22 protein-coding genes and 1 tRNA gene are annotated in these 21,755 nt (G+C 63.5%); 11 read left to right on the top strand and 12 right to left on the bottom strand.

Annotated elements, in window-relative coordinates; all coding sequences use genetic code 11:
* The 4 genes from Q0X68_RS10415 to Q0X68_RS10400 all read left to right on the top strand — a co-directional run.
* Nucleotides 1-1,251, top strand: a 1,251-nt coding sequence (locus Q0X68_RS10415) for a sensor histidine kinase (protein ID WP_297751302.1), incomplete at its 5' end; no start/stop codon positions are given.
* The gene (locus Q0X68_RS10410; protein ID WP_297751299.1) at nt 1,244-1,921 is read left to right on the top strand and encodes a response regulator transcription factor; all 678 of its coding nucleotides are present in this window, start codon (nt 1,244-1,246) and stop codon (nt 1,919-1,921) included. The genes Q0X68_RS10415 and Q0X68_RS10410, both read left to right, overlap by 8 nt.
* A gap of 383 nt (nt 1,922-2,304) precedes the next feature.
* Nucleotides 2,305-3,618: an SIR2 family protein gene (locus Q0X68_RS10405; protein WP_297751297.1), complete on the top strand. Its 1,314-nt coding sequence runs from the start codon at nt 2,305-2,307 to the stop codon at nt 3,616-3,618.
* Nucleotides 3,605-5,608, top strand: a complete 2,004-nt coding sequence (locus Q0X68_RS10400) for an ATP-binding protein (protein WP_297751295.1) — start codon at nt 3,605-3,607, stop codon at nt 5,606-5,608. The genes Q0X68_RS10405 and Q0X68_RS10400 overlap by 14 nt, the downstream gene beginning before the upstream one ends.
* Nucleotides 5,609-6,007: 399 nt before the next feature.
* Here Q0X68_RS10400 and Q0X68_RS10395 read toward each other — a convergent pair whose 3' ends face one another.
* From Q0X68_RS10395 to Q0X68_RS10385, 3 genes are all read right to left on the bottom strand, one after another.
* Nucleotides 6,008-6,352 (bottom strand): hypothetical protein, encoded by a 345-nt coding sequence (locus Q0X68_RS10395; RefSeq protein ID WP_297751292.1) that lies wholly within the window; start codon nt 6,350-6,352, stop codon nt 6,008-6,010.
* Nucleotides 6,353-6,359: 7 nt separating this feature from the next.
* The gene (locus Q0X68_RS10390; protein ID WP_297751289.1) at nt 6,360-7,109 is read right to left on the bottom strand and encodes a hypothetical protein; all 750 of its coding nucleotides are present in this window, start codon (nt 7,107-7,109) and stop codon (nt 6,360-6,362) included.
* A gap of 133 nt (nt 7,110-7,242) precedes the next feature.
* Nucleotides 7,243-7,569 (bottom strand): helix-turn-helix transcriptional regulator, encoded by a 327-nt coding sequence (locus Q0X68_RS10385; protein ID WP_297751286.1) that lies wholly within the window; start codon nt 7,567-7,569, stop codon nt 7,243-7,245.
* Between the two features lie 93 nt (nt 7,570-7,662).
* Between Q0X68_RS10385 and Q0X68_RS10380 the strand changes: the two genes are divergently transcribed.
* The gene (locus Q0X68_RS10380) at nt 7,663-8,931 is read left to right on the top strand and encodes an MFS transporter (RefSeq protein ID WP_297751283.1); all 1,269 of its coding nucleotides are present in this window, start codon (nt 7,663-7,665) and stop codon (nt 8,929-8,931) included.
* Between the two features lie 42 nt (nt 8,932-8,973).
* Here Q0X68_RS10380 and Q0X68_RS10375 read toward each other — a convergent pair whose 3' ends face one another.
* Both Q0X68_RS10375 and Q0X68_RS10370 read right to left on the bottom strand, forming a co-directional pair.
* A complete protein-coding gene (locus Q0X68_RS10375) occupies nt 8,974-9,330 on the bottom strand; it encodes a DoxX family protein (RefSeq protein WP_297751280.1) in 357 nt (118 codons plus the stop codon).
* On the bottom strand, nt 9,327-9,920 hold the full coding sequence (locus Q0X68_RS10370) for a TetR/AcrR family transcriptional regulator (RefSeq protein WP_297751278.1): 594 nt from the start codon (nt 9,918-9,920) through the stop codon (nt 9,327-9,329). Before Q0X68_RS10370 ends, Q0X68_RS10375 begins: the two co-directional genes overlap by 4 nt.
* 929 nt (nt 9,921-10,849) lie before the next feature.
* Here Q0X68_RS10370 and Q0X68_RS10365 point away from each other — a divergent pair.
* A complete protein-coding gene (locus Q0X68_RS10365) occupies nt 10,850-11,107 on the top strand; it encodes a hypothetical protein (protein WP_297751275.1) in 258 nt (85 codons plus the stop codon).
* Here the strand turns inward: Q0X68_RS10365 and Q0X68_RS10360 are convergent.
* From Q0X68_RS10360 to Q0X68_RS10350, 3 genes are all read right to left on the bottom strand, one after another.
* Nucleotides 11,099-11,171: transfer RNA gene (locus Q0X68_RS10360), tRNA-Ala, on the bottom strand. The genes Q0X68_RS10365 and Q0X68_RS10360 overlap by 9 nt on opposite strands.
* 52 nt (nt 11,172-11,223) lie before the next feature.
* A complete protein-coding gene (locus Q0X68_RS10355; protein WP_297751305.1) occupies nt 11,224-12,615 on the bottom strand; it encodes an L-serine ammonia-lyase in 1,392 nt (463 codons plus the stop codon).
* A gap of 66 nt (nt 12,616-12,681) precedes the next feature.
* A complete protein-coding gene (locus Q0X68_RS10350) occupies nt 12,682-13,179 on the bottom strand; it encodes a flavin reductase family protein (RefSeq protein WP_297751272.1) in 498 nt (165 codons plus the stop codon).
* Between the two features lie 55 nt (nt 13,180-13,234).
* Here Q0X68_RS10350 and Q0X68_RS10345 point away from each other — a divergent pair, with 55 nt between their 5' ends.
* A complete protein-coding gene (locus Q0X68_RS10345) occupies nt 13,235-14,311 on the top strand; it encodes an FAD-dependent oxidoreductase (protein ID WP_297751270.1) in 1,077 nt (358 codons plus the stop codon).
* Between the two features lie 303 nt (nt 14,312-14,614).
* Here the strand turns inward: Q0X68_RS10345 and Q0X68_RS10340 are convergent, their stop codons facing one another.
* Complete coding sequence (locus tag Q0X68_RS10340) at nt 14,615-16,165, bottom strand: dolichyl-phosphate-mannose--protein mannosyltransferase (protein WP_297751267.1); 1,551 nt, start codon at nt 16,163-16,165, stop codon at nt 14,615-14,617.
* 73 nt (nt 16,166-16,238) lie between these two features.
* Between Q0X68_RS10340 and rsmI the strand changes: the two genes are divergently transcribed.
* From rsmI to Q0X68_RS10320, 4 genes are read left to right on the top strand one after another with little or no spacing between them, the layout of a single operon-like run.
* A complete protein-coding gene (gene rsmI, locus Q0X68_RS10335; protein WP_297751264.1) occupies nt 16,239-17,081 on the top strand; it encodes a 16S rRNA (cytidine(1402)-2'-O)-methyltransferase in 843 nt (280 codons plus the stop codon).
* A complete protein-coding gene (locus tag Q0X68_RS10330; protein WP_297751261.1) occupies nt 17,078-17,941 on the top strand; it encodes a TatD family hydrolase in 864 nt (287 codons plus the stop codon). Before rsmI ends, Q0X68_RS10330 begins: the two co-directional genes overlap by 4 nt.
* Nucleotides 17,934-18,818 (top strand): 16S rRNA (adenine(1518)-N(6)/adenine(1519)-N(6))-dimethyltransferase RsmA, encoded by an 885-nt coding sequence (gene rsmA / locus Q0X68_RS10325; protein ID WP_297751258.1) that lies wholly within the window; start codon nt 17,934-17,936, stop codon nt 18,816-18,818. Before Q0X68_RS10330 ends, rsmA begins: the two co-directional genes overlap by 8 nt.
* Before the next feature lie 9 nt (nt 18,819-18,827).
* Nucleotides 18,828-19,730: a 4-(cytidine 5'-diphospho)-2-C-methyl-D-erythritol kinase gene (locus Q0X68_RS10320; RefSeq protein ID WP_297751255.1), complete on the top strand. Its 903-nt coding sequence runs from the start codon at nt 18,828-18,830 to the stop codon at nt 19,728-19,730.
* 3 nt (nt 19,731-19,733) lie between these two features.
* Here the strand turns inward: Q0X68_RS10320 and Q0X68_RS10315 are convergent, their stop codons facing one another.
* The 3 genes from Q0X68_RS10315 to Q0X68_RS10305 all read right to left on the bottom strand — a co-directional run bounded on the left by Q0X68_RS10315 (nt 19,734) and on the right by Q0X68_RS10305 (nt 21,673).
* Nucleotides 19,734-20,411 carry a TetR/AcrR family transcriptional regulator gene (locus tag Q0X68_RS10315; RefSeq protein ID WP_297751252.1) on the bottom strand — a complete coding sequence of 226 codons (678 nt, stop codon included), beginning with the start codon at nt 20,409-20,411 and terminating at the stop codon, nt 19,734-19,736.
* Nucleotides 20,412-20,447: 36 nt separating this feature from the next.
* Entirely contained in the window at nt 20,448-21,002 is a 555-nt protein-coding gene (locus Q0X68_RS10310; RefSeq protein WP_297751250.1) for a DNA-3-methyladenine glycosylase I, read from the bottom strand.
* A gap of 77 nt (nt 21,003-21,079) precedes the next feature.
* Nucleotides 21,080-21,673 (bottom strand): nucleotidyl transferase AbiEii/AbiGii toxin family protein, encoded by a 594-nt coding sequence (locus tag Q0X68_RS10305; protein WP_366128203.1) that lies wholly within the window; start codon nt 21,671-21,673, stop codon nt 21,080-21,082.
* Between the last annotated feature and the right edge of the window lie 82 nt (nt 21,674-21,755).

Raw genomic sequence — 21,755 nt, 5'->3', positions numbered from 1 at the left:
CTGGGAGGAGCGGCGGTGCAGGCTGTTCGGGACTGGTTCGATCAGACCCGTCGCGAGCGTCGGGAAGCCGGCACGGCGTGGCTGGTGATCGTGCTCGCCTGCGTCGCGTTCCAAACGCTGATGGCCGCGCGCCTCCTGTTTGCCGGGAGCGCGCGTGATGGCATCGCCTTGGACCTCGTCCAGTCGACGTCGGGAGCCGTGGGCATCACGATCGCTGTGGTCCTCACAGGGATGATCTTGCTGTGGAGTCCCCGGTGGCCGGTGTTGGCGCTCGCGGTCATCGGGGGTGCGTACCTGGCGGCGTCCGCGATGGGCATGCACGACTACGTCGCCTTCCCGCTGCTGTTCGCGCTGTTCCGCGTCGTCGCCGACACTGGGCTGGCATCCGTGGCGGGCTCGGTCGCTTCGGTCTGCCTCGGCATGTTGGCCAGTTCATGGATGGCGACCTCGACGACGGTCGCTGACGAGTACGTCGGCCAGCTCAGCGTGGCGGCACTCAGCATCCTGGCCGGGGTCGGGGTCCGCAGCGTGCGCGGCTGGAGAACAGCCACCCAGCAATCCCACTATGATGCCGAGCGCGCGCGTGCCATCGCCGCCGAACGGGATCAGGCCATAGCGCGCACGCGCATCGCCGCCGAGCTTCACGACAACGTCGGGCACAACCTGACCGCCATCATCGCCCTCTCCCAAGGCCTCACCGGGACTACAGAGAATCCAGACCTCGACGAATCACTGGAAGACATCGAGGCAATGGCACGAGAAGGGCTCGACGAGACCCGGCGCGCCGTATCTCTGCTCGGACGCCTTGAGGACCCGGCCGCACCCGCTCCAGACCACCACCGCCCTCACAGCTGGGACGACGTCCATGCCGTGGCTGACCGCGTCCGTGCCCTCGACATCCCGGTGACGGTGACCGAGAACGGGCAACGCCCCAACGGGACGCCCGTCGCCGATCTCGGCTTCAGCATCGTCCGCGAAGCCCTCACCAACGCGGTGCGCCACACCGAGCCCCTCAAACGGGCATCCATCGCCATCGACCACCACACAGCTAACGGCGTCCGGATTACCATTCGCAGCCATGGGCACCCGCGTTCGTCTGAAAGCCAAGAGCCGGGCAGTGGGCTGCGGAGCCTCTCCCATCGAGTCACCAGCCAGGGCGGCACGTTCAATGCTGGCCCCGGCGAGCCCGACGAGTGGATCGTCGACGCCGAGCTACCGCACGTATCGAACGAGGAGTACGACGATGCCTGAGCCCCTGCGCATCATGCTGGTTGATGACCAGGCCATAGCACGCCGAGGATTCGCCCTCATGCTCCGACGTAGCCCGAACCTCACCGTCGTCGCCGAAGCCAGCAACGGCCAAGAAGCCATCCGACTACTCACCGCCCCACGAAACGAAGCCGCACCCCTTCCCGACGTGATCCTCATGGATGTGCGCATGCCGGTGCTCGACGGCATCGAAGCCACACGTCAACTCACGCGCGCGCACCCATCCGTGAAAGTGCTTGTGCTGACCACCTACGACGAAGACGACTACGCCTTCGGAGCCCTCACCGCAGGCGCGTCCGGGTACCTCCTCAAAGACGTCCGCACCCCCGTTCTCATCGCTGCGGTCGAAGCCGTCGCCCGCGGCGACGCCATCCTCACCCCACGCATCACCCGTCAAGTCATCGAACGCGGAATCCCCCGCGCCCTCCCCCACCACCAGCAGGCCGAGATGCGAGCATTGCTCGACCTGCTCACACCCCGCGAACGCGACATCGCCCGCCTCATCGCCGACGGCGAGTCCAACGCCGAAATCGCCGAAAGGCTCGCCATCGAACCCGCATCCGTACGACGCAACGTCAGCCGCATCCTCACCAAGCTCAACCTCCGCGACCGCGTCCAGATCGCCGTGCACTGGCACAGAGCAGGGCTATGACACTCGGATTCTCGCCCACACACCCCTACGGATGCGTCTATCCTATAGGGATTCTGGGCCACTCGACGCGGTCTTGAGCCGCAAGGTTAGCGCAGCCAAGTCTACGGGCCAGTGCAGGTGCCACCTCTGCCGCACCCTCCACAGTCTGTGCCTTTGGCACAGTCGCCGTCTCCAACACCTGGCAATGAAACTACTCGCGGAGACCACTCAGAAGCGAACCGCAAAACACCGGACTTCAGCTCTGACCCGTGGGGATCAACCGTGCGATGCTAGACGCGGAACGCTGTCCTACTGCATCACTGGCCAAGTAGCCTAGATGAAGACCATCGGCTCACAGCCAACCCCCTACGACCCAACGTCGGCGACGCACCTGGAGGTACAAGTTGACAGACGAAGCACCGGACCACGATCTTACCTTCCTCAAGGGAGGAAAACACTATCGCGGTGGCACACCTGACGCTTCAGGCCGCTCTCCACTAGACATCGCCAAGAGCGATTTCAACGAAGTGCTTTCTTCAAAGAACTTGACGTTTCTCTTTGGAGCGGGCTGTTCGTCTCAACTCTCCGAAAGCAAGGAAGAACAAGGCATACCAACAATGGGGCCGATGGCCCAAGGCCTACTTGCCGAGGACAACACAGGCACTGCCACCCGATATGGACTGACGGCAGAAATCAAAGAATCTCTCACAGCAGACTTGGGTATTGACCTTTCCAACGAGGCGTATGCATGGAACCTTGAACGACTAATGGAAGTTCTTTTCGGATTCCAATTTGCCCTCACCCAAACGGAAAATCCTTCGCTAGGTGAGGCCAAGAAGGCCGTCGATTCCGCAATTGATTCGATCAAGCAGTACGTCTTTGATACCTGCAATGAGGGGCAACATAAATCTTCCGCGGCCAGCGTACTAAAACTCTACCAAACGTTCTACCGGAAGCTATCGCAGCGATCACGATCACTACCTCGACCAACTGTTGCCACTACCAACTATGACCTGTTCAATGAGATTGCTATGGACCGCATCGGGGTTCCATACATCAACGGATTTCTAGGATCGATCGAAAAGCGGTTCAATCCGGCGTCATTCCGCTACACCATCGCACAGCGACTCGACTTGACTTCACAAAGATGGACCTCGCTGGACAATCTGGTCTACTTTTTGAAACTTCATGGCTCACTCAACTGGCACGCGGTGAATGACGGGCTCTTCCCTGTCGAAGAGCGCCCAATTAGCGAGAGCAGGGACGGCAAAGCAATGTTGATATATCCAACACCCGCAAAGCAGAATGCGAGTTTCGCGGCACCATACTCGGACATTTTTCGCGAGTTTCAGACCAAGGTAGTTCAGGAACAAAGCGCTCTGGTAACCGTCGGCTATGGTTTCGGTGACGAGCATGTCAACAACATCATCTACCAGGCACTTACAATCCCGACTTTTCGCCTCCTGGTTTTCGCCAAGCCCGAATTTGACGCAAGAACCTCTAACATGCACGTCAAAACGCTTCAAGAACTTAACGATCCTCGCGTATGGATCGTTGGAACCGAGAAATCAAACGCCACGTGGAAGGCTCACTACTTCAAGGAGTTCGTTGAAGACATCATGCCAGTGGGAGATGTAGACCCCGCAGAGAAAGCCATCGAGAACGTGATGGGAATGTTCGCAAACATCAAGAAGGACGACAACGATGGCGACCAGTGATGCCCGGCGCCGACGGCTCGGGACAATCATCGATGTCAGCGCTGAACGATTTCGCGTAGAGATGGCTGAGAGCGCTGACGGCTACACACTTGTCGGCTTTGACGGTCAACACTATGTCGCGAGGATAGGGTCGCTTGTCCTCATCCCCCTGACCAACTCCTATGTCGTCGCTGAGGTTACAGGGCTTCAAGAGCAACCTGACCCATCAGCCATCTCCAGCGCTTCAAAGTCCCTCGACGATGTAATGCACGCATCCTCGCGACAACTGACGCTTGCACCCCTGGGCACCCTGCCCTTCGATGAAACGCACGGCTTCTCGTTCGGGGTATCCGTGTTTCCACCCCTGTACGCAGACGTTCTACACGTCGAGAATCGGGATCTTGACCGGATTCTGAACGTCGCAAACCAAGAGGTTGAGATTGCAAACACGTCACCGTCCGCAACAAAGCTGAACACACTTACCGTGGGCACATCTGCGACCTTCAACGACTACGACGTGAAAGTACGAATCAACGAATTCTTCGGTGCGCACTCAGCGATCCTCGGCAACACCGGAAGTGGGAAATCATGCACAATATCGAGCTTTCTGCAGGAGGCACTTGGGAAGACTAGTTTGGCCCCGGCAGGTGGGAGCACGTTCGTACTTTTCGACACCAACGGGGAATATCGGCGCGCACTGTCCAAACTTCCTGCGCCAATTCAACGCACATACGCACGAATCGAACATGTCCACGCCCCCGCGCTTTTCCCAGCTACCCCCTATGACGATCGGGAGCAGCTCTACAGCTTCGTTCTACCGCACTGGCTGCTAAGTCTCGAAGAATGGGAGCTCCTGCTCCAAGCCAGCGATCGAGTTCAACGGCCCATACTTCGCACCGCACTAGGGCTCACGTCTCTGTTTGCTTCCGAATCTGCAGATCTACTCGCCGCACTACGTGACCATATCCTTGCTTCATGCTTACTGTTCCTGCTCATGGACAGCGAGAACGCGACAGCCGCAAATTCACGCATTGGCGGCCTCCTTAATGTGTACGAGTTGAGCGAAATTCCGCCCCACGAGATCACTTCAAGGTTGACCGTAAGTTACGGGAGCTTTGACCCGCAAGGACTTGAGCAGGTTGAGGCGAAACTCAAAGGGTTGTTGATTCCGGATGCAGAGATTCCTTCGTACAAAAATCACCCATTCCGGTTCTCGGATCTCACAACCGCACTAGAGATTGCGATTCTTTACGAGGAAAGCCATGGCAATCGCCGAGTTCGAGACAATTGCTCGACGTTGCTGACGCGCGTCAAATCACTCGGAATGCGAGACGAGTTTTCTTTTTTGCGTAGCGACCCTCATATCGCGCCCACCAATGCAATCACCTCAGAATCATTCACTGACGCCATTCTCGGCATCGACCGCGACTCGAGTTGCCCGGCAAAGCAGTCCCAGGTCTATGTTTTGGACTTGAGTGCCGTCGGCGACGAAGTTGTAGAGGTTGTGTCTTCAGTCATAACACGCCTACTGTTCGACCGTCTTCGACAAAGCGACGTCCGAAATTCTTTCCCGGTAAATCTGATACTTGAGGAAGCGCATCGCTATGTGCCGCGTCAACGCGTTCCCGCGAGCACACTCGAGGCAACTCGCATCTTCGAACGCGTAGCAAAGGAGGGCAGAAAGTACGGACTGTTTCTTATGCTCTCCTCACAAAGGCCCAGTGAACTTTCAGGAACAGTACTGTCGCAATGTTCGAACTACGTAGTTCACCGAATCCAGAACCCGGAAGATCTTCAGCATATCCGCCGAATGACACCGTTCATCTCTGAATCAGTGCTTAACCGACTGGCTTCGCTACCTAAACAGTTCGCGCTGGTTTTCGGTACTTCGGTGAGCATCCCGACAACCTTTAAAGTACGCACTGCCGCACCGCTCCCACAGAGTGACGACTCTGATGTTAGTCTCTATTGGTATCGGTCACCGGAAAAGGTCACGGATATTCCCTTATGAAAGGAGGTTTCCGAACGCGGTTCTATGGCGTTTGGGTGATCCTTGCGAGGTTTCGTGAACTATCATGACCGATGAGGTATGGGAACTGATCCGGGACGTGTTTCTATGGACATAGACGCGCGACCGGCCGTCGGTCGACGACGCGAGGCATCGGCGACCGGACCGCCCGGGCGGCCCCGTAGCCCGGCCGGCAGATTCCGGGGTCTCGCACCACCCCTTTGTACGCTGAGAGATCGGTGCACAGTGGTCGAAGCGACGGCGTGGCGGTTCCGGAAGGGATCTGCATGACAGCGCAGCTCGCTGCCACCGCAACAGACGTCGAAGAGATATCTGCCGACCTCGCCACCCATCGTCCGGGGCTGTCCGCCGACTTCACCCCCCATTTCATATGCCCCGTGATTACGGGTCGAGGTGGCGTGTCGCCTGGGCGGCCGGCCGCCGACGCTCGTCGTGCATGGTCGGGCGGGTCAGCGTTCGTAGTGCTGTTTCGGCGCGGGCTCGGTCGATCTTTTGCGCCGTGCCTTCCGTCTGGGCGCCGAGCGGTTCCGAGTCGGTGATCTGGAAACGGTGGCGGTAAACGGCGACGACCAGGGCGCGGCGGCGCCACTGCTGCCGCTCCCGCCCAGTCGCGGGTATCGGACCGAGTGCCATAGCCCATGGTTCTTGCGTGTGGAGGGCGGTGTCGAGGACGGCTTCTGCTCGGGTTTCGATGAGTTGGCGGCGCTCGGTCAGGGCTTGCTGCATGTCGGGGTCATGGGGCCGGTGGCTTCGGGAATGAGCCCGGTGATGAGATGCGGGGCCGGTCGGTGAGCCCGGAGCCGCGGGCCAGGGTGGTCCAGCAGTCGTGTTGGGCTGCGGCGACGGCTTCGTATTCTGCGGCGAGTTGGGCGATCGATCCCCACCGGTCCTGTTCGGCGGTGATGGTCTCGTGTGCCGACAGTTCAGCACCGCTGTGTTTGAGGACTCCGTAGAGGACTGTGCGGGCGGTGGCGTCGGGAATGTCGCCCGGATGCGAGGTCACGTGGTCATCGGGACGGTCGAGGATGACGTAGACCCGGTTCGATTCCCGTCCGCGCGTCATTGCCACATACAGGTTCTCGCGCGTGGTGGTGGGTTCGACGAGGGCGTGGGCGGTGTCGGTGGTGATGCCTTGGGCGCGGTGGGTGACGGCGTAGCCGAGGTCCACGTGCTTCGCCACGTAGCCGGCGGGCAGGACGATGCTGTTGCCGAACCGTGCACCGGGTGGGCGGATCGTGACCGATCCATCGTCACGCACGACGGTGATGGTCCAGGTTTGGCCGTTGCGGACCCAACCGTGCCGGTTCCGCAGCCGCCGGTCGTTGCGGCGGGTGATGATCGTGTCACCCAGGCCCGCTGCCGATCCGTCGGACAGGGTGATTTTGGGGCCAGGCTTCAGCGTGCCGTCAAGGATGAGGTCGGCGCGGGCGCGGATGTTGAGGGCGGTGTTGAGACAGCCACCGACCGCGATCCCGACCCGCAAGAGCGGAGTCAGCGAAGCCGACCGAACCCTGCGCATTACTCGAGCCGAGGCCGTCGAGGCCAAGACTCAGGCGTCTGATCTGCTGCCGCGGGCGCGGCGCGGCGGCCCGACGGAATGCGCCGATACGCAAGACCTACTCGGCCCTCGAAGATTCCTCGCGTCCAAGCAGATCCAACAGGCCCGGGAAACGCTGGTTGAGTTCATCGCGGCGCAGGGAGACTTTGCGGGAGTTTCCTCGATCAACCTGACGCACCAGACCAGATTCACGCAGCACGCGAAAGTGATGGGTGAGGGTCGACTTCGACACTCCGAGGCCAAAACTCGCGCAGGTGCGCTCGGTCCCGTCGGGCTCGGCGATGAGTGTGTTGACGACTTGCCGCCGCAATGGATCGTTGAGGGCCGTCAGTACGTCGGGCAGGTTCATTTCGGTGACGCTGGGGTGCCCTTCTTCGTCCGGCACGACTCTCACCACCTTTCGATAGGTTCGGTTGACATCGTACCAATTGATCCCGCATATTAGGTTCGATATTGATCGTACCTATGGAAGGGTGTCATGACCACACCAACACGCTGGGCTCTGCCGGCAATCCTGTCGGCGCAACTTGTGATCCCGCTCTCGATCGCCGACACAGCAGTGGCACTGCCGCGCATCGCGGCCGACCTAGGATCCAGTCCGGGTCCGCTGCAGTGGGTCGTTAACGGTTTCAACGTCGCCTTCGCCCTCTGTGCCCTGCTGTGGGGCGGGTTCGCCGACCGCGCCGGGCACCACCGGGTCTTCCGCGCTGGAGTCGCCATCGTCCTGCTGGCCTCTATCGGCAGCGCCCTCGCGCCGACGCTGTTACTGCTGGACGGTGCCCGAGTCATGGCTGGAGTGGGCGCGGCTGCCGTCTTGACTAGCGCAACGTCGATCCTGTCGCTGGCTTGGGAAGGAGCCACCCGGGCCAAGGCGTTCGCACTGTTCGGCACCATCAACGGGCTAGGCCTGGCGCTCGGCCCAACGCTGTGCGGCCTGGTTACACAGGCGTTTGGCTGGCGCGCAGCATTCTGGCTGCCAGCCATCGTCTTGGCCGTGTCATTAGCAATGTCGAGAGGGATCCCCGCAGTGCAGGTTGAACACGACGGAGCGCGCCGCCTGCTCAACGTCAGTCTGCTGACCAACCGCGGGTTCGCGGCGATGACACTGGTGCCGATCACGGCTTCGGTAGGGTTTGTGACCTTCCTGACCTACCTTCCCGCGGCATTCAGCGCGATCCACGGCTGGAACGCAGGACAGGCCGGAGTGATGATGCTCGTCGCGACTCTTCCTGTCATCCTGTCTCCGAGTGCCGCCGTCTCGGTCATGAAGCGCCATCGAATCGGCATCGGTCCGGTCCTGGCCACATCCATTGGTTGCCTGACGGCCGGTTCGGTCGCGATGCTGGCGCTTGCCCCGGGTAATTCCGTGTGGGCGGTTGTGCCAGCTCTAGTGCTGATCGGGCTCGGGTTCGGGCTTCCTCTCGGCGTGGTCGATGGAGAAGCCCTGGCCCGGGTGCCGAGCCACTCGTCGGGCAGCGCTGCCGGGCTGCTGAACTTCGCCCGCATCGGATCCGAAGCCCTGTCGGTGGCCTGCTACTCAGCACTGCTGACCATCCTTGTGCGGCGCCGCATTCCCGACCAAACGATAGCCGACCTGGTTGCCGCTGGAGCTCCCAACAGGGCCGCTGACTACGCCAGCGCGCAACACGTGGTCGCCCTGAGCTGTGGGGCTGTCGTGTTGGTCCTTGGTGTTGCAATCTGGGCACTGTCGCAAGGTGCCTCGAACTCAGACGAGGGTGAATCGTGATAGGTCTGGCATGCCGTCAACCAATGTCTTCGACCAAGACAGCTAGAGGGTGCTCAACGCCAGGATGGCGCAGGATAGCGCCAGCATCCCCAAGCAGTTGATCCTGAAAGCCGATCCTGTCGCTCCTGCTCGGATGTGAGCTGCTGCTGCGCACAGGAAGTAAGCGATCACCCCGTTGTTCGCTGCGAAGGCGAGCCCGGGGATCCAGATGCCCGCGATGAGCCCGGCTGCCGCAAGCGTCTTGACGACGAGCAGGGCCCACCACCACTCCTCGGGGAAGCGAACACTGTGGAGACAGTCCCGGATAAAATGGACCGGCCGGATCGACAGTGCGACATCTACAAGGAGGACGGCGGCCAGAAGTGCTGGTGGCACCCACCAAGATGGCAGCAAGATCATGAGTCGCCTCCCTCATGGTGGCAGATCGCCGCGAAAACCTCGCGAAGCTGAGCCAGGAACTCCGATGCGGATCTTTCCGGGGTTGCCGACCAGATGAACAGGCTTCCGATGTACGCCGCGTGGAGCGCTTCGGCGCGCCCGCGGGCTCCCATCGGCCCTGAGCATCCGCAGGTGTTCATAAGCTGTTCGAACGCAGCGATCAGCCGCCGCGCGAGGCCCGTGAAAACCACAGAGGAATGCCGTCCGCTCACCAGAACCGAGGCATAGGCCTGGGCGAGGGCACGACGCTCTTCGAATAGCACCACGAAGGGTTCCACCACGGTTACTGTGTCCGCACCGCACCCGACGTTGCCACTGAGGACTTGCGTGTCAGTGAGCTGCTGGCGCTCCTCGATGAGGCCGTCGAAGAGTTCAACAAGTAGAGCTTCCTTGTCGCCAGCTGCCATGACGGTCCCGACACTCACATCGGCTTCTCGGGCGATGTCGCGCACGGTCGTCGCGAGGAACCCGCGCTCCTCGAACAGCCGGGCCGCGGCCTGCAGCACGGCGCGGCGCGTCGTCTGACGTGCCTCAGTCCTAGCAGTGACCACTTGCACCTCCTGAACATGTTCACTGAACACGTTCATAATACACAGGACGGCAGCACAGTCAAGGCGCGCCGGTGGTGCACTTCTCATGGAGTTGGGGTGGCACCGGTGGGGACTTCTCGTTCTGCCCGTCTCTGGGCGACCCTTCGCTGGGTTTCATAGTGGGCATCTGACTCGGTGGAGAACAGCCACATGCCGAGGCCGAGTGCTGGACCGATGACAACGAAGACTAAGGCGAAGACGGCCATGGTGAGAACAAGCACTGCCGCGGGCGATCAGCCACCAAAGGCCACGTCCAACAGGCGCAAGCAGGTCCTGCATTTCAAGTTTCCGGGCAACCGCATACACGACGAGCAAGGTGACCAAACCGAATGCCGCGATCGCCCCGAGAATCAAGCTCGTGGAGCGCAACCACTCGATGCCCCACTGCAATGATCCGAGCTGCACAGCGATCACCAGGAGAATCCAGGTCGTACTCCTGCTCGTGCACCGAACAGGCCTGCAGCCTGAAAATCGACATGAGGCTCGTTCCGTCGTGCGTTGAAGAACGGCATCACGAGCATGAGAAGCACGGCAACACCTGCCACCTGTATGAGGGTGTGACTTGACTGGAGCATCTGGCTGAGCAAGGAACGGTGGGAGGTTAGACTCGAGCCAGTCCCCGGCACTCGGCACCCCGGCCACGGTGAACAGGTCAGCGAGAACCTCACTGGGGCGTTGCTCGTGAACGTACGCGGCGATCGTCAAGAGTCCGGCGACGCATCCGACATGTTGGTAGATCAGATCACGGTTGGTCTTCCAGTCCTTGATGAGCCCGGGTAGAGCTTTGGCTGCTTCGATCACGCTTTCTCCTCTCTGAGCTGACTTCAGTCTGACGGCCACCACTGACATTTCCTGCGTGCACTCGAGCCCACCTCGGTGAAGCCCTCAACGTGCTCGCCAACTGCGCCGAGGTCTACGCACGCTGCGACAACGCCAACCGGTGCCTCCGCAACCAAGCGTTCTTCACTAGGATCTACATTGACGAAGACGAGCAACTCCGAGTCCAGAACAACGGATCCTTCGAGATGCTCCTCGACCCCGAGACCAACACCAATGCCCTCATCGCTGGGTTCAAGACGGCAACAAGGCCCGAACCGAAACCGCCGATGATGGCAAAGGTCCGAGCCTTGTGCGTGGAGTGGAGCTAAGGGGATTCGAACCCCTGACCTTCTCATTGCGAACGAGACGCGCTACCAACTGCGCCATAGCCCCAGGCGAAGAGCTAATTTACCACGCGCTCACGTGGCGGACCAACCGGGGTGGGTCAGCACTCGATGACGTTGACAGCCAGGCCGCCTTCGGAAGTTTCTTTGTACTTGCTGAGCATGTCGCGGCCGGTGTCGCGCATCGTTTTGATGGCAGTGTCGAGCGGAACCTGGTGGCGGCCGTCGCTCCACATCGCCATGCGTGCCGCATTGATGGCCTTCACCGCGGCGATGGCGTTGCGCTCGATGCAGGGAATCTGCACCAGGCCGGCCACCGGGTCGCAGGTGAGCCCCAGCGAGTGCTCCATCGCGATCTCGGCGGCATTTTCGACCTGCAGCGGGGAGCCGCCCAGCGCCTCGGCGAGGCCAGCGGCCGCCATGGCTGACGCCGACCCAACCTCGCCCTGACAACCCACTTCAGCGCCAGCGATCGAGGCGTTCGCCTTGATGATGGAGCCGACGGTGGCAGCGGCCAGCAGGAAACGCCGGATGCCGTCGCGGTCAGCGCCCGGAACGAATCGCTCGTAGTATCGCAAGACGGCGGGGATCACGCCGGCGGCGCCGTTCGTCGGGGCAGTCACAACTCGCTGCCCCGCAGCGTTCTGCTCGTTCACCGCCAGGGCGTAGAGATTCACCCAGTCGATGCCCGCCATCGGGTCATTCGACGACTGCCAGCTGGGCCCGCGTTCCCCGTCGCGGCTCATCAGCTGCTCCTTCAGGCGTCGGGCCCGACGGGGCACGTTCAGCCCACCGGGGAGGATGCCCGTCGCGGACATGCCGGCCTCGATGCATTCGTTCATTGTGCGGTGGATGAGGTCGAGATAGGCGTCGAGCTCGTCACCGTCGCCGTTGTTGGCGCGCGCAACGTCGGAAATCGAGAGCCCCTCTACCTCGCACAGGCGCAGCAGCGTGCCGGCGTTGTTGTACTGGAACGGCTCGGGAATCGCGTCGGCGGGCTGCGCGTCGAGGCTCACGACGTGTCCGTCGTCGACCTGCTCACTCACGAACCCGCCCCCGGTGGAGAAGTAGGTGCCGTGGGCGAGCTCGTTGCCGGCGGCGTCGTAGGCGTTGAAGACGAGGCCGTTGACGTGGAAGGGGAGGATGGTGCGGGGTTCGAAGATGATGTCGCGCTCAAAGTCGAGCGGCACCTCGGCGCCGCAGATGTTGATATGTCCACGCTCTTCGATCAGGCGCAGACAGTCGGCGACGATGTCCGCGGGCACGGTTTGCGGGTCATAGCCTTGCAGGCCGAGCAGCACAGCGCGGTCGGTCATGTGGCCTCGGCCGGTGGAGCCGAGGCTGCCGCACAAGCGAGCCGTGACCCGCGCCACCGGTAGGCCGTGGAGGCGCTCGGCAAACAACGCGGCGGCGCGCATGGGCCCGACGGTGTGCGACGACGACGGCCCGATGCCGATTTTGAACATGTCCGCTACGCGCGTGGCGGACGACAACTGAACGGCGGTGGTCACACGGCTACTGTACCGGCCTAGGCCCCACACCGTGGCGGGATGCGCGGCCTAGCGCGGCTCGGCGGTGGGCAGCGGCAGGCGTGCAGGTACCGAATGGAACGCCCGAAGGTGGTACGACAAGGACTCCTCCTTGTACGAGCGCGCTTCCGCGGCAGTGCCGAGCACGACGGTGTGGTCGCCGCCCGGCAGAAACTGGACGCCGTCGCACCGCACGAACGCCGCGATGCCTGCGAGGCGGGGCACCCCGTCGGCGAGCTCCCACTCGACGCCCTCGAACCGGTCGCACGGCGAGGCGAACCTGGCTCCGAGGTCGGCCTGGTCGCCCGCCAGAATGTTGAGCCCGAGGTGGCCGGCAGCGGCGACGTGGTCGCGCATTGCGCCCCGGTTGTCGAGCGCGACGATGACCATTGGTGGAGTCAACGACAGCGACGCGAACGCGGACACCGTCGTGCCTTGTGGGACGCCGTCGACGAGCGCCGTTACTACCGCGACGGGTGCGGACACGCGCGACATGGCGTCGCGAAAATCCTGCTCGAGCGCAGACAATGATCCTCCTCGGTAGACGCCGGGAATCCTAGCGCTTGCGAGTAAGGTGGAGAGCATGATCCATGACGTTGTGGTACTTGGGGCGACTGTGGCCGGCCTCACCGCCGCCCGAACACTCGCGCGCGAGGGGTTCGACGTCGTGGTACTCGATCCGAACATGGAACACCGTAGCGCCGCCATCGGGCACGGCGTGGCCGCCGCCGGCCACGCGTCCACCGTCGCCGGTATGCGCAGCGAATACGGCGACGACGTCACCATCGAGCACATCGCCCGCAACGTGCACGGCACTGGGTTCATCCGGCAGGTCATCACTGAGGCCGGCGTCGAGGGGCGGGCGTTGGGGTTCGTCGACCGTTCCCTGGGCGACGTGCCGTTCATGCAACTGCAGCAGCTCGCGCAGCTCTTTTCACGCGCTGGGGCGGAGGTCGACGTCGCCGAGCGGGCGCTCACGTCGCCGGCGCTGGCGGTGGACCCGCTCGAGTATGCGACGGCGCTGCATCAGCAGTGCTTGGACGCCGGGGCGCAGGTGCTGTACGGCGTCACCACCACGCACATCCGCCGCTCGGAGGGCGTGACCGCCGTCGCGTACCGCAACAACCTCGCCTGGGCGCGCGAGCCGGGGGCGTTGAAGGCCGTCGCGTGCGTGGACACCCTCGGCATCTCCCCGTGGGGGCGTGTGGCGCGCGTGAGCCCGGCCCAATGGATTCCGACGGTGACCGCGCGGCTGGCGGAACCCGTCGGGTGGGTAGAGCTGCGTGCCGACGGGCCAGCCTGGCTGATCCGCCCCGACGAGGACACCCAACTGGTGGTGGGTCGGAAGTCGACGCCCAGTGGTATCGATGCGGCAAGGACGGAGCTGGAGGACGATCTGGCGAGCCAGGGCGCGGAAATCGTGGCCAGCGGGCAGCTTGCGATCGACCCCTCCGACCACGGCCGCCCCGTCGTCGGGGCCTCCGCGATCCCCGGGGGATATTACGCGCGCGGCAACGGTCGCGGCGAGTTGATGAACGGTACGGCCTCTGGGCTGTGGCTTGCGGAAACGCTGATCGGTGTGCGACGCGACGGGCGCGCGCTCCCGCTGACCCGCCGCGTGCGCGCGGGTGTGAAAAGCTGGGTGCTCAGCCGTCGGTGAGTCGGGCTCGGGTGTGGTTTCGATACGCGCCCTTCGGGCGCTACTCAACCACCGGTAGGCGCGCAGCCACTACTCAACCACCGGGGTCAAGGCGGCCCGCTCCCCGGTCATCGAGTAGCGGCGAAGCCGCGTATCGAGATGCGCCGACTGAAGAACTTCAAAATCCGTACGCAGATGAGATGAAGGGCCCGATTTAGGGGTGTTTGGTCAAACTGCGTACGGATTTTGAAGTTCGACGACGGTTTACAACCCATGGAAGGATCGATACGCCGCATACAGCCGCTACTCAACCACCCGGGCTCGCTAGATCCAGGTGCCTAGCCACATGCGCATCAGCCACTCGGGGCGCGTCATGAGTTGGTTCGTGAGCACCGGATAGATGAACGCGAAATTCAAGATGATGAGCCCGACGATGATGCCGACGATGATCGCGCGACGCCGTCTAAGGGGATGGTCCGCAGGGCCGAGGAAACGTACGAGCACCATCGCGAGAATCGTCACCGTAAACGGAATAATCATGATGGCGTAGAAGAAGAACAGTGGCCGGTCGGCGTAGCGGAACCAGGGCAACCACGTCGACGCGAGCGCCAGGATGGGCACCGCGAAGCGCCAGTCGCGCCGCCCGAGCCACAGCCACAGCGCAATGACTAGCGCAATCGCCGCCGCCCACCACAGCAGGGGAGTGCCCAGCGCGGACACCACGCGCAGGCAGGTGGTGCCGACGGCGGTGCACCCCTGCTCGCCAGGCTTGATGTCGTTCTCGGCGGCGATCCCCGTCGTACGAATCATGAACAACCAACCCGCCGGATGCGCCTCGTAGGTGTGCGTGGCGTTCTGCATCATATGGGAGCCGGTGTGAAAGTTGTACATCTCCTTGTGGTAGTGCCACAGTGAGCCCAGACCGTCGCCGAAGATGCGTACCGCCGTATCGTCTGGATGCTGACTGCCGTAGTCGCGGCCCCATCCGCCGTCGGTGCGAAGCCACGGAAGCCACGACGCGAGGTACGTCACAAGCCCCACGACGACGATCTGCACGAACGCCAGCGGTGCATCGATCAGCAGCGCCATCCATGGGCGCCTGGCGCCGGCGAGATTGCGCGCGCCGATGTCCCAGCACACCGTGACGATGCCGAACACCGCCATCACGAACATGGAGTTCCACTTCACGGCAACCGACGCGCCCAGCATCAGCCCTGCGACGAGCCGCCACGGCCGCCACAAGAACCACGGGGCCGGACCGCCGTCGAAATCAGGAAGGCCTCGCTCGCGCAGCACGCCGGCGAGTTTGTACCGGTACCAGTCGCGGTCGGCGAGCAGCGCCGAAATGCCAGCGACGGCGAACATGGCCTGGAAAATATCGAGCAGCGCAAGGCGGCTCATCACGAACGCGAGGCCATCAAACGTGAGCAAGACGCCCGCGAGGGCGCCGATCATCGTCGAGCGTGACAGCCGACGCGCCATGCGGATGGTGAACATCACCAGCAGCGTGCCGGCGACAAGCGCCGAGACGCGCCAGCCGAACGAATTCAGGCCGAAGAGCAGCTCGCCAAGCCCGATGAGCTCCTTGCCGAGTGGGGGATGGACGACGAACGACGCGTTGTTGGTGACCTGATCGATGTTGCCTAAGACGATGTGGTCGTCGGCGTGCTCCTTCCAATCCAGCTCGTAGCCGTGGTGCACGAGCGTCCAGCCATCTTTGGCGTAGTACGTCTCATCGAACGCCAGCTTGTTGGGGTTGGCGAGCCCGACGAGCCGCAGCACGAACGCGCAAGCCGTGATGCCAATCGTCACGATCCACGACGTGAGTTCGTCACGGCGCAGGCGGCCTTCTTCAAGCGCTTCGATGGTGGTCATCACGCAGGTGAGTGTAACCAGTCGCGCGGACATTGCGCGGCGCTCGCCCGGCAGCCGGCGATAGGCTGGGCGTATGTCCGACGGTGTTTTGATCTTGGCGGCCACCCCCATCGGGTCGAGTCGGGACGCCAGCGACGCGCTACGAGCACTGCTCACGAACGCCGACGTCGTCGCGGCGGAAGACACGCGTCGCGCGGTCACACTGCTGCGCCGGCTGGGCATCACCGCGAACGGGCGCATCGTCTCGTACTTCGAGGGCAACGAATCACAGCGCACTCCAGAGCTCGTCGACGTAGCCCGCGCCGGTGCGACAGTCGCGCTGATCACCGACGCCGGCATGCCGTCGGTATCCGACCCCGGGTATCGCGTCGTTACCGCGTTCCTTGAAGCCGGACTGCGCGTGACTGCCCTGCCCGGCCCTTCCGCGGTGCTGACCGCGCTCGCTGTCTCAGGGCTGCCCGTCGACCGCTTCTGCTTCGAGGGCTTCTTGCCGCGCAAAGCCGGGGAGCGGCGTCGACGGCTCGACGCCCTCGCCACCGAGGAACGCACCATAGTGATGTTCGAGGCGCCCCACCGGCTGGAAGAATTCCTCGCCGACGCCGTCGCGGCGCTGGGCGGTGACCGCCGCGTTGCGTGTTGCCGCGAGCTCACGAAACCCCACGAGGAGGTATTTCGCGGCACCCTCGACGAGGCCCTGCGCTGGGCGCGCGACGGCGTGCGGGGCGAGTGCACCGTGGTGATCGAAGGGGCCACCGTCGTCGAAGTGGAACAGGAGGACGCACTCAGCATGGTTCGCGCCCGGATAGATTCGGGTATGAAACTCTCGGCGGCCGTGGCTGAGGTGGCCTCTGTCACTGGACGCCGCCGCAAGGACCTCTACGCCGCAGCCGTCGCCGAGAAGGAAGGACGATCATGAACGTGCTGGAAGAGTTGGGTTTGCCGGCCCTGCCAGAACCGCTGCCGCGAGGCATCGTCGACAACCACACCCACACCTCCACCACCTGGCACATGTCGAAACTAAAGCCGGGTGAGTCGCTCGCGCTGGCCGCCCAGGTGAACGTGACGCACATCGTCGACGTCGGCTACGACGTGGCCAGCTCCCGTCACGCCCTCGAGCTGGCCGCAGCACAGCCTTGCGTGGCGGCCGCCGTCGCGCTGCACCCGAACGATGCCGCCGTCATCGCCACGCGCGACGGAGACGAGCCGTTCGAAGCGACGCTCGCGGAGATCGAGCGCATGGTGCCCGAGGCCACCGCCGTCGGCGAAACCGGGCTCGACTACTACCGAACCCGCGATGACGACGGCAAACGTGCGCAGGAGCGCTCCTTTCGTCGGCACATTCAGTGGGCCAAGCAGCACAACAAGACGCTCGTCATCCACGACCGCGAGGCCCACGACGACATCCTCCGGGTGCTCGACGACGAAGGCGCCCCTGAACGCACCGTCATGCACTGCTTCTCCGGGGACGCCGACTTCGCGACCGCCTGCGTGGAGCGCGGGTTCTGGCTGTCGTACCCGGGCGTGGTGACCTTCGGATCCGCGCCAAACTTGCGCGAGGCCGCCCACGCGACGCCGCTGGAGAAGATCCTCGTCGAAACCGACGCCCCCTACCTCACGCCGAAACCGGAGCGCGGCAAACCCAACGCGCCCTACCTCATCCCGCACACCGTGCGCTTCCTGGCAGACCTGCTCGACGTCGACCTCGCCGAGTTCTGCACGCAGGTGACTGAGAACACCTGGGCCGCCTACGGTGGCCGCTGGGGCGACGATGACTGACACGGGGTTGCTGGGCCCGGCGACTATCCGCGCACTCGCCGACGAATTGGATCTTCGCCCGACGAAACAGCGCGGCCAAAACTTCGTCCACGATCCCAACACCGTGCGGCGCATCGTCGCGATGTCCGGCATCGCCGCCGCAGACCAGGTGCTCGAGATCGGCCCTGGCCTCGGTTCCCTCACGCTCGGGCTGCTGGAGACCGGGGCGAGCGTCACCGCCGTCGAGATCGAGGACACGCTTGCCGCACGCTTGCCGCAAACCGCTCGCGAGCGCCTTGGCGACGAGGCCGCCACCCGGTTGGCGGTGGTCCACGCCGACGCGTTGGACGTCGACGAGTTGCCCGGGCGTGCACCGACCGCCGTCGTCGCGAATCTGCCGTATAACGTTTCGGTACCTGTGCTGTTGCGCCTGTTGGAGCTGTTTCCCGCGTGGGATCGAGGGCTCGTGATGGTGCAGCTCGAGGTAGCAGACCGACTCGTCGCCGGCCCTGGCTCGAAGGTGTACGGGGTCCCATCGGCCAAGGTGGCCTGGTATGCCGACGCGCAGCGAGTAGGCACCGTCGGGCCAGCCGTGTTCTGGCCGCGCCCGAACGTCGACTCTGGGCTCGTGCAGCTCACTCGACGCGAACCGCCGGAAGGCTCGCGCGCCAACACCTTCGCGGTGATCGATGCAGCCTTTGCGCAGCGTCGAAAGATGCTCCGCGCCGCGCTGGCGCCGCTGTTTGGCTCGTCAGCGGCGGCGAGTGCCGCAATTGAATCCGCAGAGCTCGCCCCCGAAGCTCGGGGCGAGACGCTCACCGTCGGCCAGTTCGCGGCCATTGCCCAGCAGCTGCCGACACCGACAGTCGACTCCCCATCTGACACGTATAACCGCTAGATTGGCGACATGTCGACGGTTCGGGTACGGGTGCCTGGCAAGGTCAACCTCGCGCTGCGCGTGGGTGAGACCGATGCCGAGGGCTACCACCTGCTCGGCACTATCTTCCAGGCCGTGTCGCTAAGCGACCTCATCACGGTCGAAACCGCCGAGCCAGGACAGTTTCGTTTGTCCTTCCACGGCGAGGGAGCCGGGTTCCTTCCCGTCGACGACACCAACCTCGCGATGCGCGCTGCGAAATTAGTGGCGAGCCACTTCAGCATCGACGACGCAGGCGCGGCCATTTGTATCCGTAAGCGCATTCCTGTGGCAGGAGGCATGGCGGGCGGTTCCGCAGACGCGGCCGGCACGCTCCTTGCCTGTAGCGAGCTCTGGGGCGTGCACGCTCCTCGCGATGTGCTCCGACAGCTTGGCGCGCAATTGGGTTCTGACGTGCCGTTCCTGCTCATGGGCGGCACCGCACACGGTAGCGGTAGGGGCGAGATCCTCGAACCCATCGCGACGACGGGCGCGTTCCACTGGGTGTTTGCGCTGTCGCACAGCGGGCTGTCTACCCCGGCAGTGTTCAGGGAGTTCGACCGCATCTCACAGCCGCAACCCACCGACATTCCCTCGCCGTTGCTCGAAGCCTTGCATGCCGGCGACGCGCACGCCGTCGGCGCCCACCTCACGAACGACCTCCAGCGTGCAGCCATCAACCTCAAGCCGACGCTGCAGCACACGCTCCAACTCGGGCTCGAGCACGGTGCCCTCGGCGCGGTGGTGTCCGGCTCCGGCCCCACCTGCGCTTTCCTGACCGCCTCAGAACACGACGCGGAGGCACTCGGCAAGGAGCTTGCGCTGTTTTCGGGTGTGCGCACGGTGCGGGTGTCGACGGGCCCCGTCGCTGGAGCCCAAGTGGTGCGCGACTAACCGTCAGCCGTGTGCCTGGCGCTGTTCTTCGATACGCTCGACCAGCAGATGCGGATCCGGTTTTAGATTCGCCATTCCGTTCCAAGCAAGGTTCACCAGGTGTCGCGCGACCACCGTCTTCTCCGGCTCGCGATGGTCGAGCCACCGATGCCCGGTTTGCGCGACGAGCCCTACCAGCGCCTGCGCGTAGAGCCCTGCGAACCGGGGATCATGACCCAGACGCTCGAACTGCCTGCCCAGGATGTCTTCTACCTGCGAAGCGATGTCCGACAGGATCGAGGCAAACGAACCCGTCGGCTCCGTGAGCGACGAATCGCGTGCCAGGATGCGAAACCCGTCGGGGCATTCGTCGATGTAGTCGAGCAGAGCGAGAGCACCGCGCTCGAGCAGCTCGCGTGAGCGTGCTCCGGGCGTGGTGATGGCCTCGTGGATGGCGTCATGGAGGGCGCGCGTCTCTCGGTCGACGACCACGGCGTAGATGCCCTCCTTGCCTCCAAAGTGCTCGTAGACCACGGGCTTTGAAACTCCGGCTGAGGCGGCAATCTCTTCCACCGACGTTCCCTCGAAGCCGCGGTTGGCAAACAGCTCGCGTGACACGCGAATGAGCTGCTCGCGACGCTCGGCAGCGGTCATCCGAACTCGTGGACGACGGGCGCGCGGGCGTTGCGGAGTGGTTGCCATGCACCCCATCTTGACCCATCAGCCGAGAAAATGCACTCACCCCGTCACGAGCCAGCAGTTCTCGGCGTGGTCGTCGACGACTCCGACGGCCTGCATCAAGGCGTACATCGTGACCGGTCCGACGAACACGAAACCGAGCTGCTTCAAGCGTTTCGCAAGCGCCACGGACTCGGCCGATTGGCTGGGCGCTTCCTCCGGCGTGGCTGGCCGACGATGCCCAACCGGGCGGTGCTCCTCGAGCAGACCCATGAGCGATCCACCCGCCGCGTGCAGCTCGACGAGCGCCCCGGCGTTGCGAATTGCCGCCCGAATCTTTCGCTCGTTACGGATGATGGTGGCGTCGCTCATCAGACGAGCGACGTCGTCTGTGTACGCAGCGACGACTTCCGGGGTGAACTCATGAAAGGCCTGCCGGAACGCCGCGCGTTTCCGCAGCACCGTCAGCCAGCTCAGCCCCGACTGGAAGCCTTCCAATGCGAGCCTCTCGAAGAGCTCGCGTTCGTCGGGGCTGAGCGTGAGCGGGCGGCCCCACTCCTCGTCGTGGTAGCGCTCGTAAAGCGCATCTCCTGTGCCGAAACATCTGATTGTCACCTTCCATCTCCTTCCTCATCTTCACTATGGCTGCCAGCCCTCCCGGATTCCCATCCGGGAGGCGATCTGTGGAAAACTCAGCGGCTATCCTGCGGCGCTACACCGAAGATGGGGTCAATGAATCGGGCGATGAGAGACATCTGATCGTCGAGTAGCGCCTCGCACACAGCTTCGAGGCCTTCTTTGCGGCGCCAGGCTGCCCACCTGGGCTGCCCGATGGTGCCGTATCCCTCCAGATGAGGGCCGACAGCCTCGAGCTTCACGCCGCGGTAACGGGCCACGGCTTCAGCAGAGCGTCGCAGCTCCTGAGGGTCGAACCCTTGGCGGCAGAGTTGAACGATGTCGACGTAGTCGCGCCACCTAGTGCTGGTGATGCCTCGCTCCAAAATGGTGACGGACTTCTCGGCAATGATGGTCTCCGCCGCATAACCCAGCAGTCGTACGGGCTCACCGAGTACCCGATTGATGGACACGGTACGGGGCTCCGGAATGATCGGGTCGCCAGTGGATACGTCCCATGTCGCAGTGCCCCGCCAAGGCCCGATCGACGCCCTCACCCGTATGCGGAATCCGGGGTAGTCGGCGTGCTCCCGAATCTCCTGGACAGTGAGGCTTTCGATATCGAAGACGACTCCGTCGGCGGGTGGCAGCTTGGCGATTTGGGACACAATGAGTGCGAGGTGTTCCGGCGCGACCTCGGCACGGATAGCACCTGTCTCTTATACACATCTCCGAGCCCACGAGACGTAGAGG

This window comes from uncultured Tessaracoccus sp., from assembly GCF_947286155.1.
In the GTDB taxonomy this organism is placed as follows: Bacteria; Actinomycetota; Actinomycetes; order Propionibacteriales; family Propionibacteriaceae; genus Arachnia.
The sequence above is the reverse complement of the archived record's forward strand: the minus strand, read 5'-3'. Positions and strand labels throughout refer to the sequence as shown.

Excerpts from the sequence above, each read along its gene's own strand:
- Q0X68_RS10410 (WP_297751299.1), top strand. The coding sequence starts at position 1,244 with ATGCCTGAGCCCCTGCGCATCATGCTGGTTGATGACCAGGCCATAGCA.
- Q0X68_RS10315 (WP_297751252.1), bottom strand. The coding sequence starts at position 20,411 with ATGGCAACCACTCCGCAACGCCCGCGCGCCCGTCGTCCACGAGTTCGG.
- Q0X68_RS10395 (WP_297751292.1), bottom strand. The coding sequence starts at position 6,352 with ATGCAGCAAGCCCTGACCGAGCGCCGCCAACTCATCGAAACCCGAGCA.
- Q0X68_RS10400 (WP_297751295.1), top strand. The coding sequence starts at position 3,605 with ATGGCGACCAGTGATGCCCGGCGCCGACGGCTCGGGACAATCATCGAT.
- Q0X68_RS10345 (WP_297751270.1), top strand. The coding sequence starts at position 13,235 with ATGATCCATGACGTTGTGGTACTTGGGGCGACTGTGGCCGGCCTCACC.
- rsmA (WP_297751258.1), top strand. The coding sequence starts at position 17,934 with ATGACTGACACGGGGTTGCTGGGCCCGGCGACTATCCGCGCACTCGCC.
- Q0X68_RS10340 (WP_297751267.1), bottom strand. The coding sequence starts at position 16,165 with ATGACCACCATCGAAGCGCTTGAAGAAGGCCGCCTGCGCCGTGACGAA.
- Q0X68_RS10380 (WP_297751283.1), top strand. The coding sequence starts at position 7,663 with ATGACCACACCAACACGCTGGGCTCTGCCGGCAATCCTGTCGGCGCAA.
- Q0X68_RS10320 (WP_297751255.1), top strand. The coding sequence starts at position 18,828 with ATGTCGACGGTTCGGGTACGGGTGCCTGGCAAGGTCAACCTCGCGCTG.
- Q0X68_RS10330 (WP_297751261.1), top strand. The coding sequence starts at position 17,078 with ATGAACGTGCTGGAAGAGTTGGGTTTGCCGGCCCTGCCAGAACCGCTG.
- Q0X68_RS10375 (WP_297751280.1), bottom strand. The coding sequence starts at position 9,330 with ATGATCTTGCTGCCATCTTGGTGGGTGCCACCAGCACTTCTGGCCGCC.
- rsmI (WP_297751264.1), top strand. The coding sequence starts at position 16,239 with ATGTCCGACGGTGTTTTGATCTTGGCGGCCACCCCCATCGGGTCGAGT.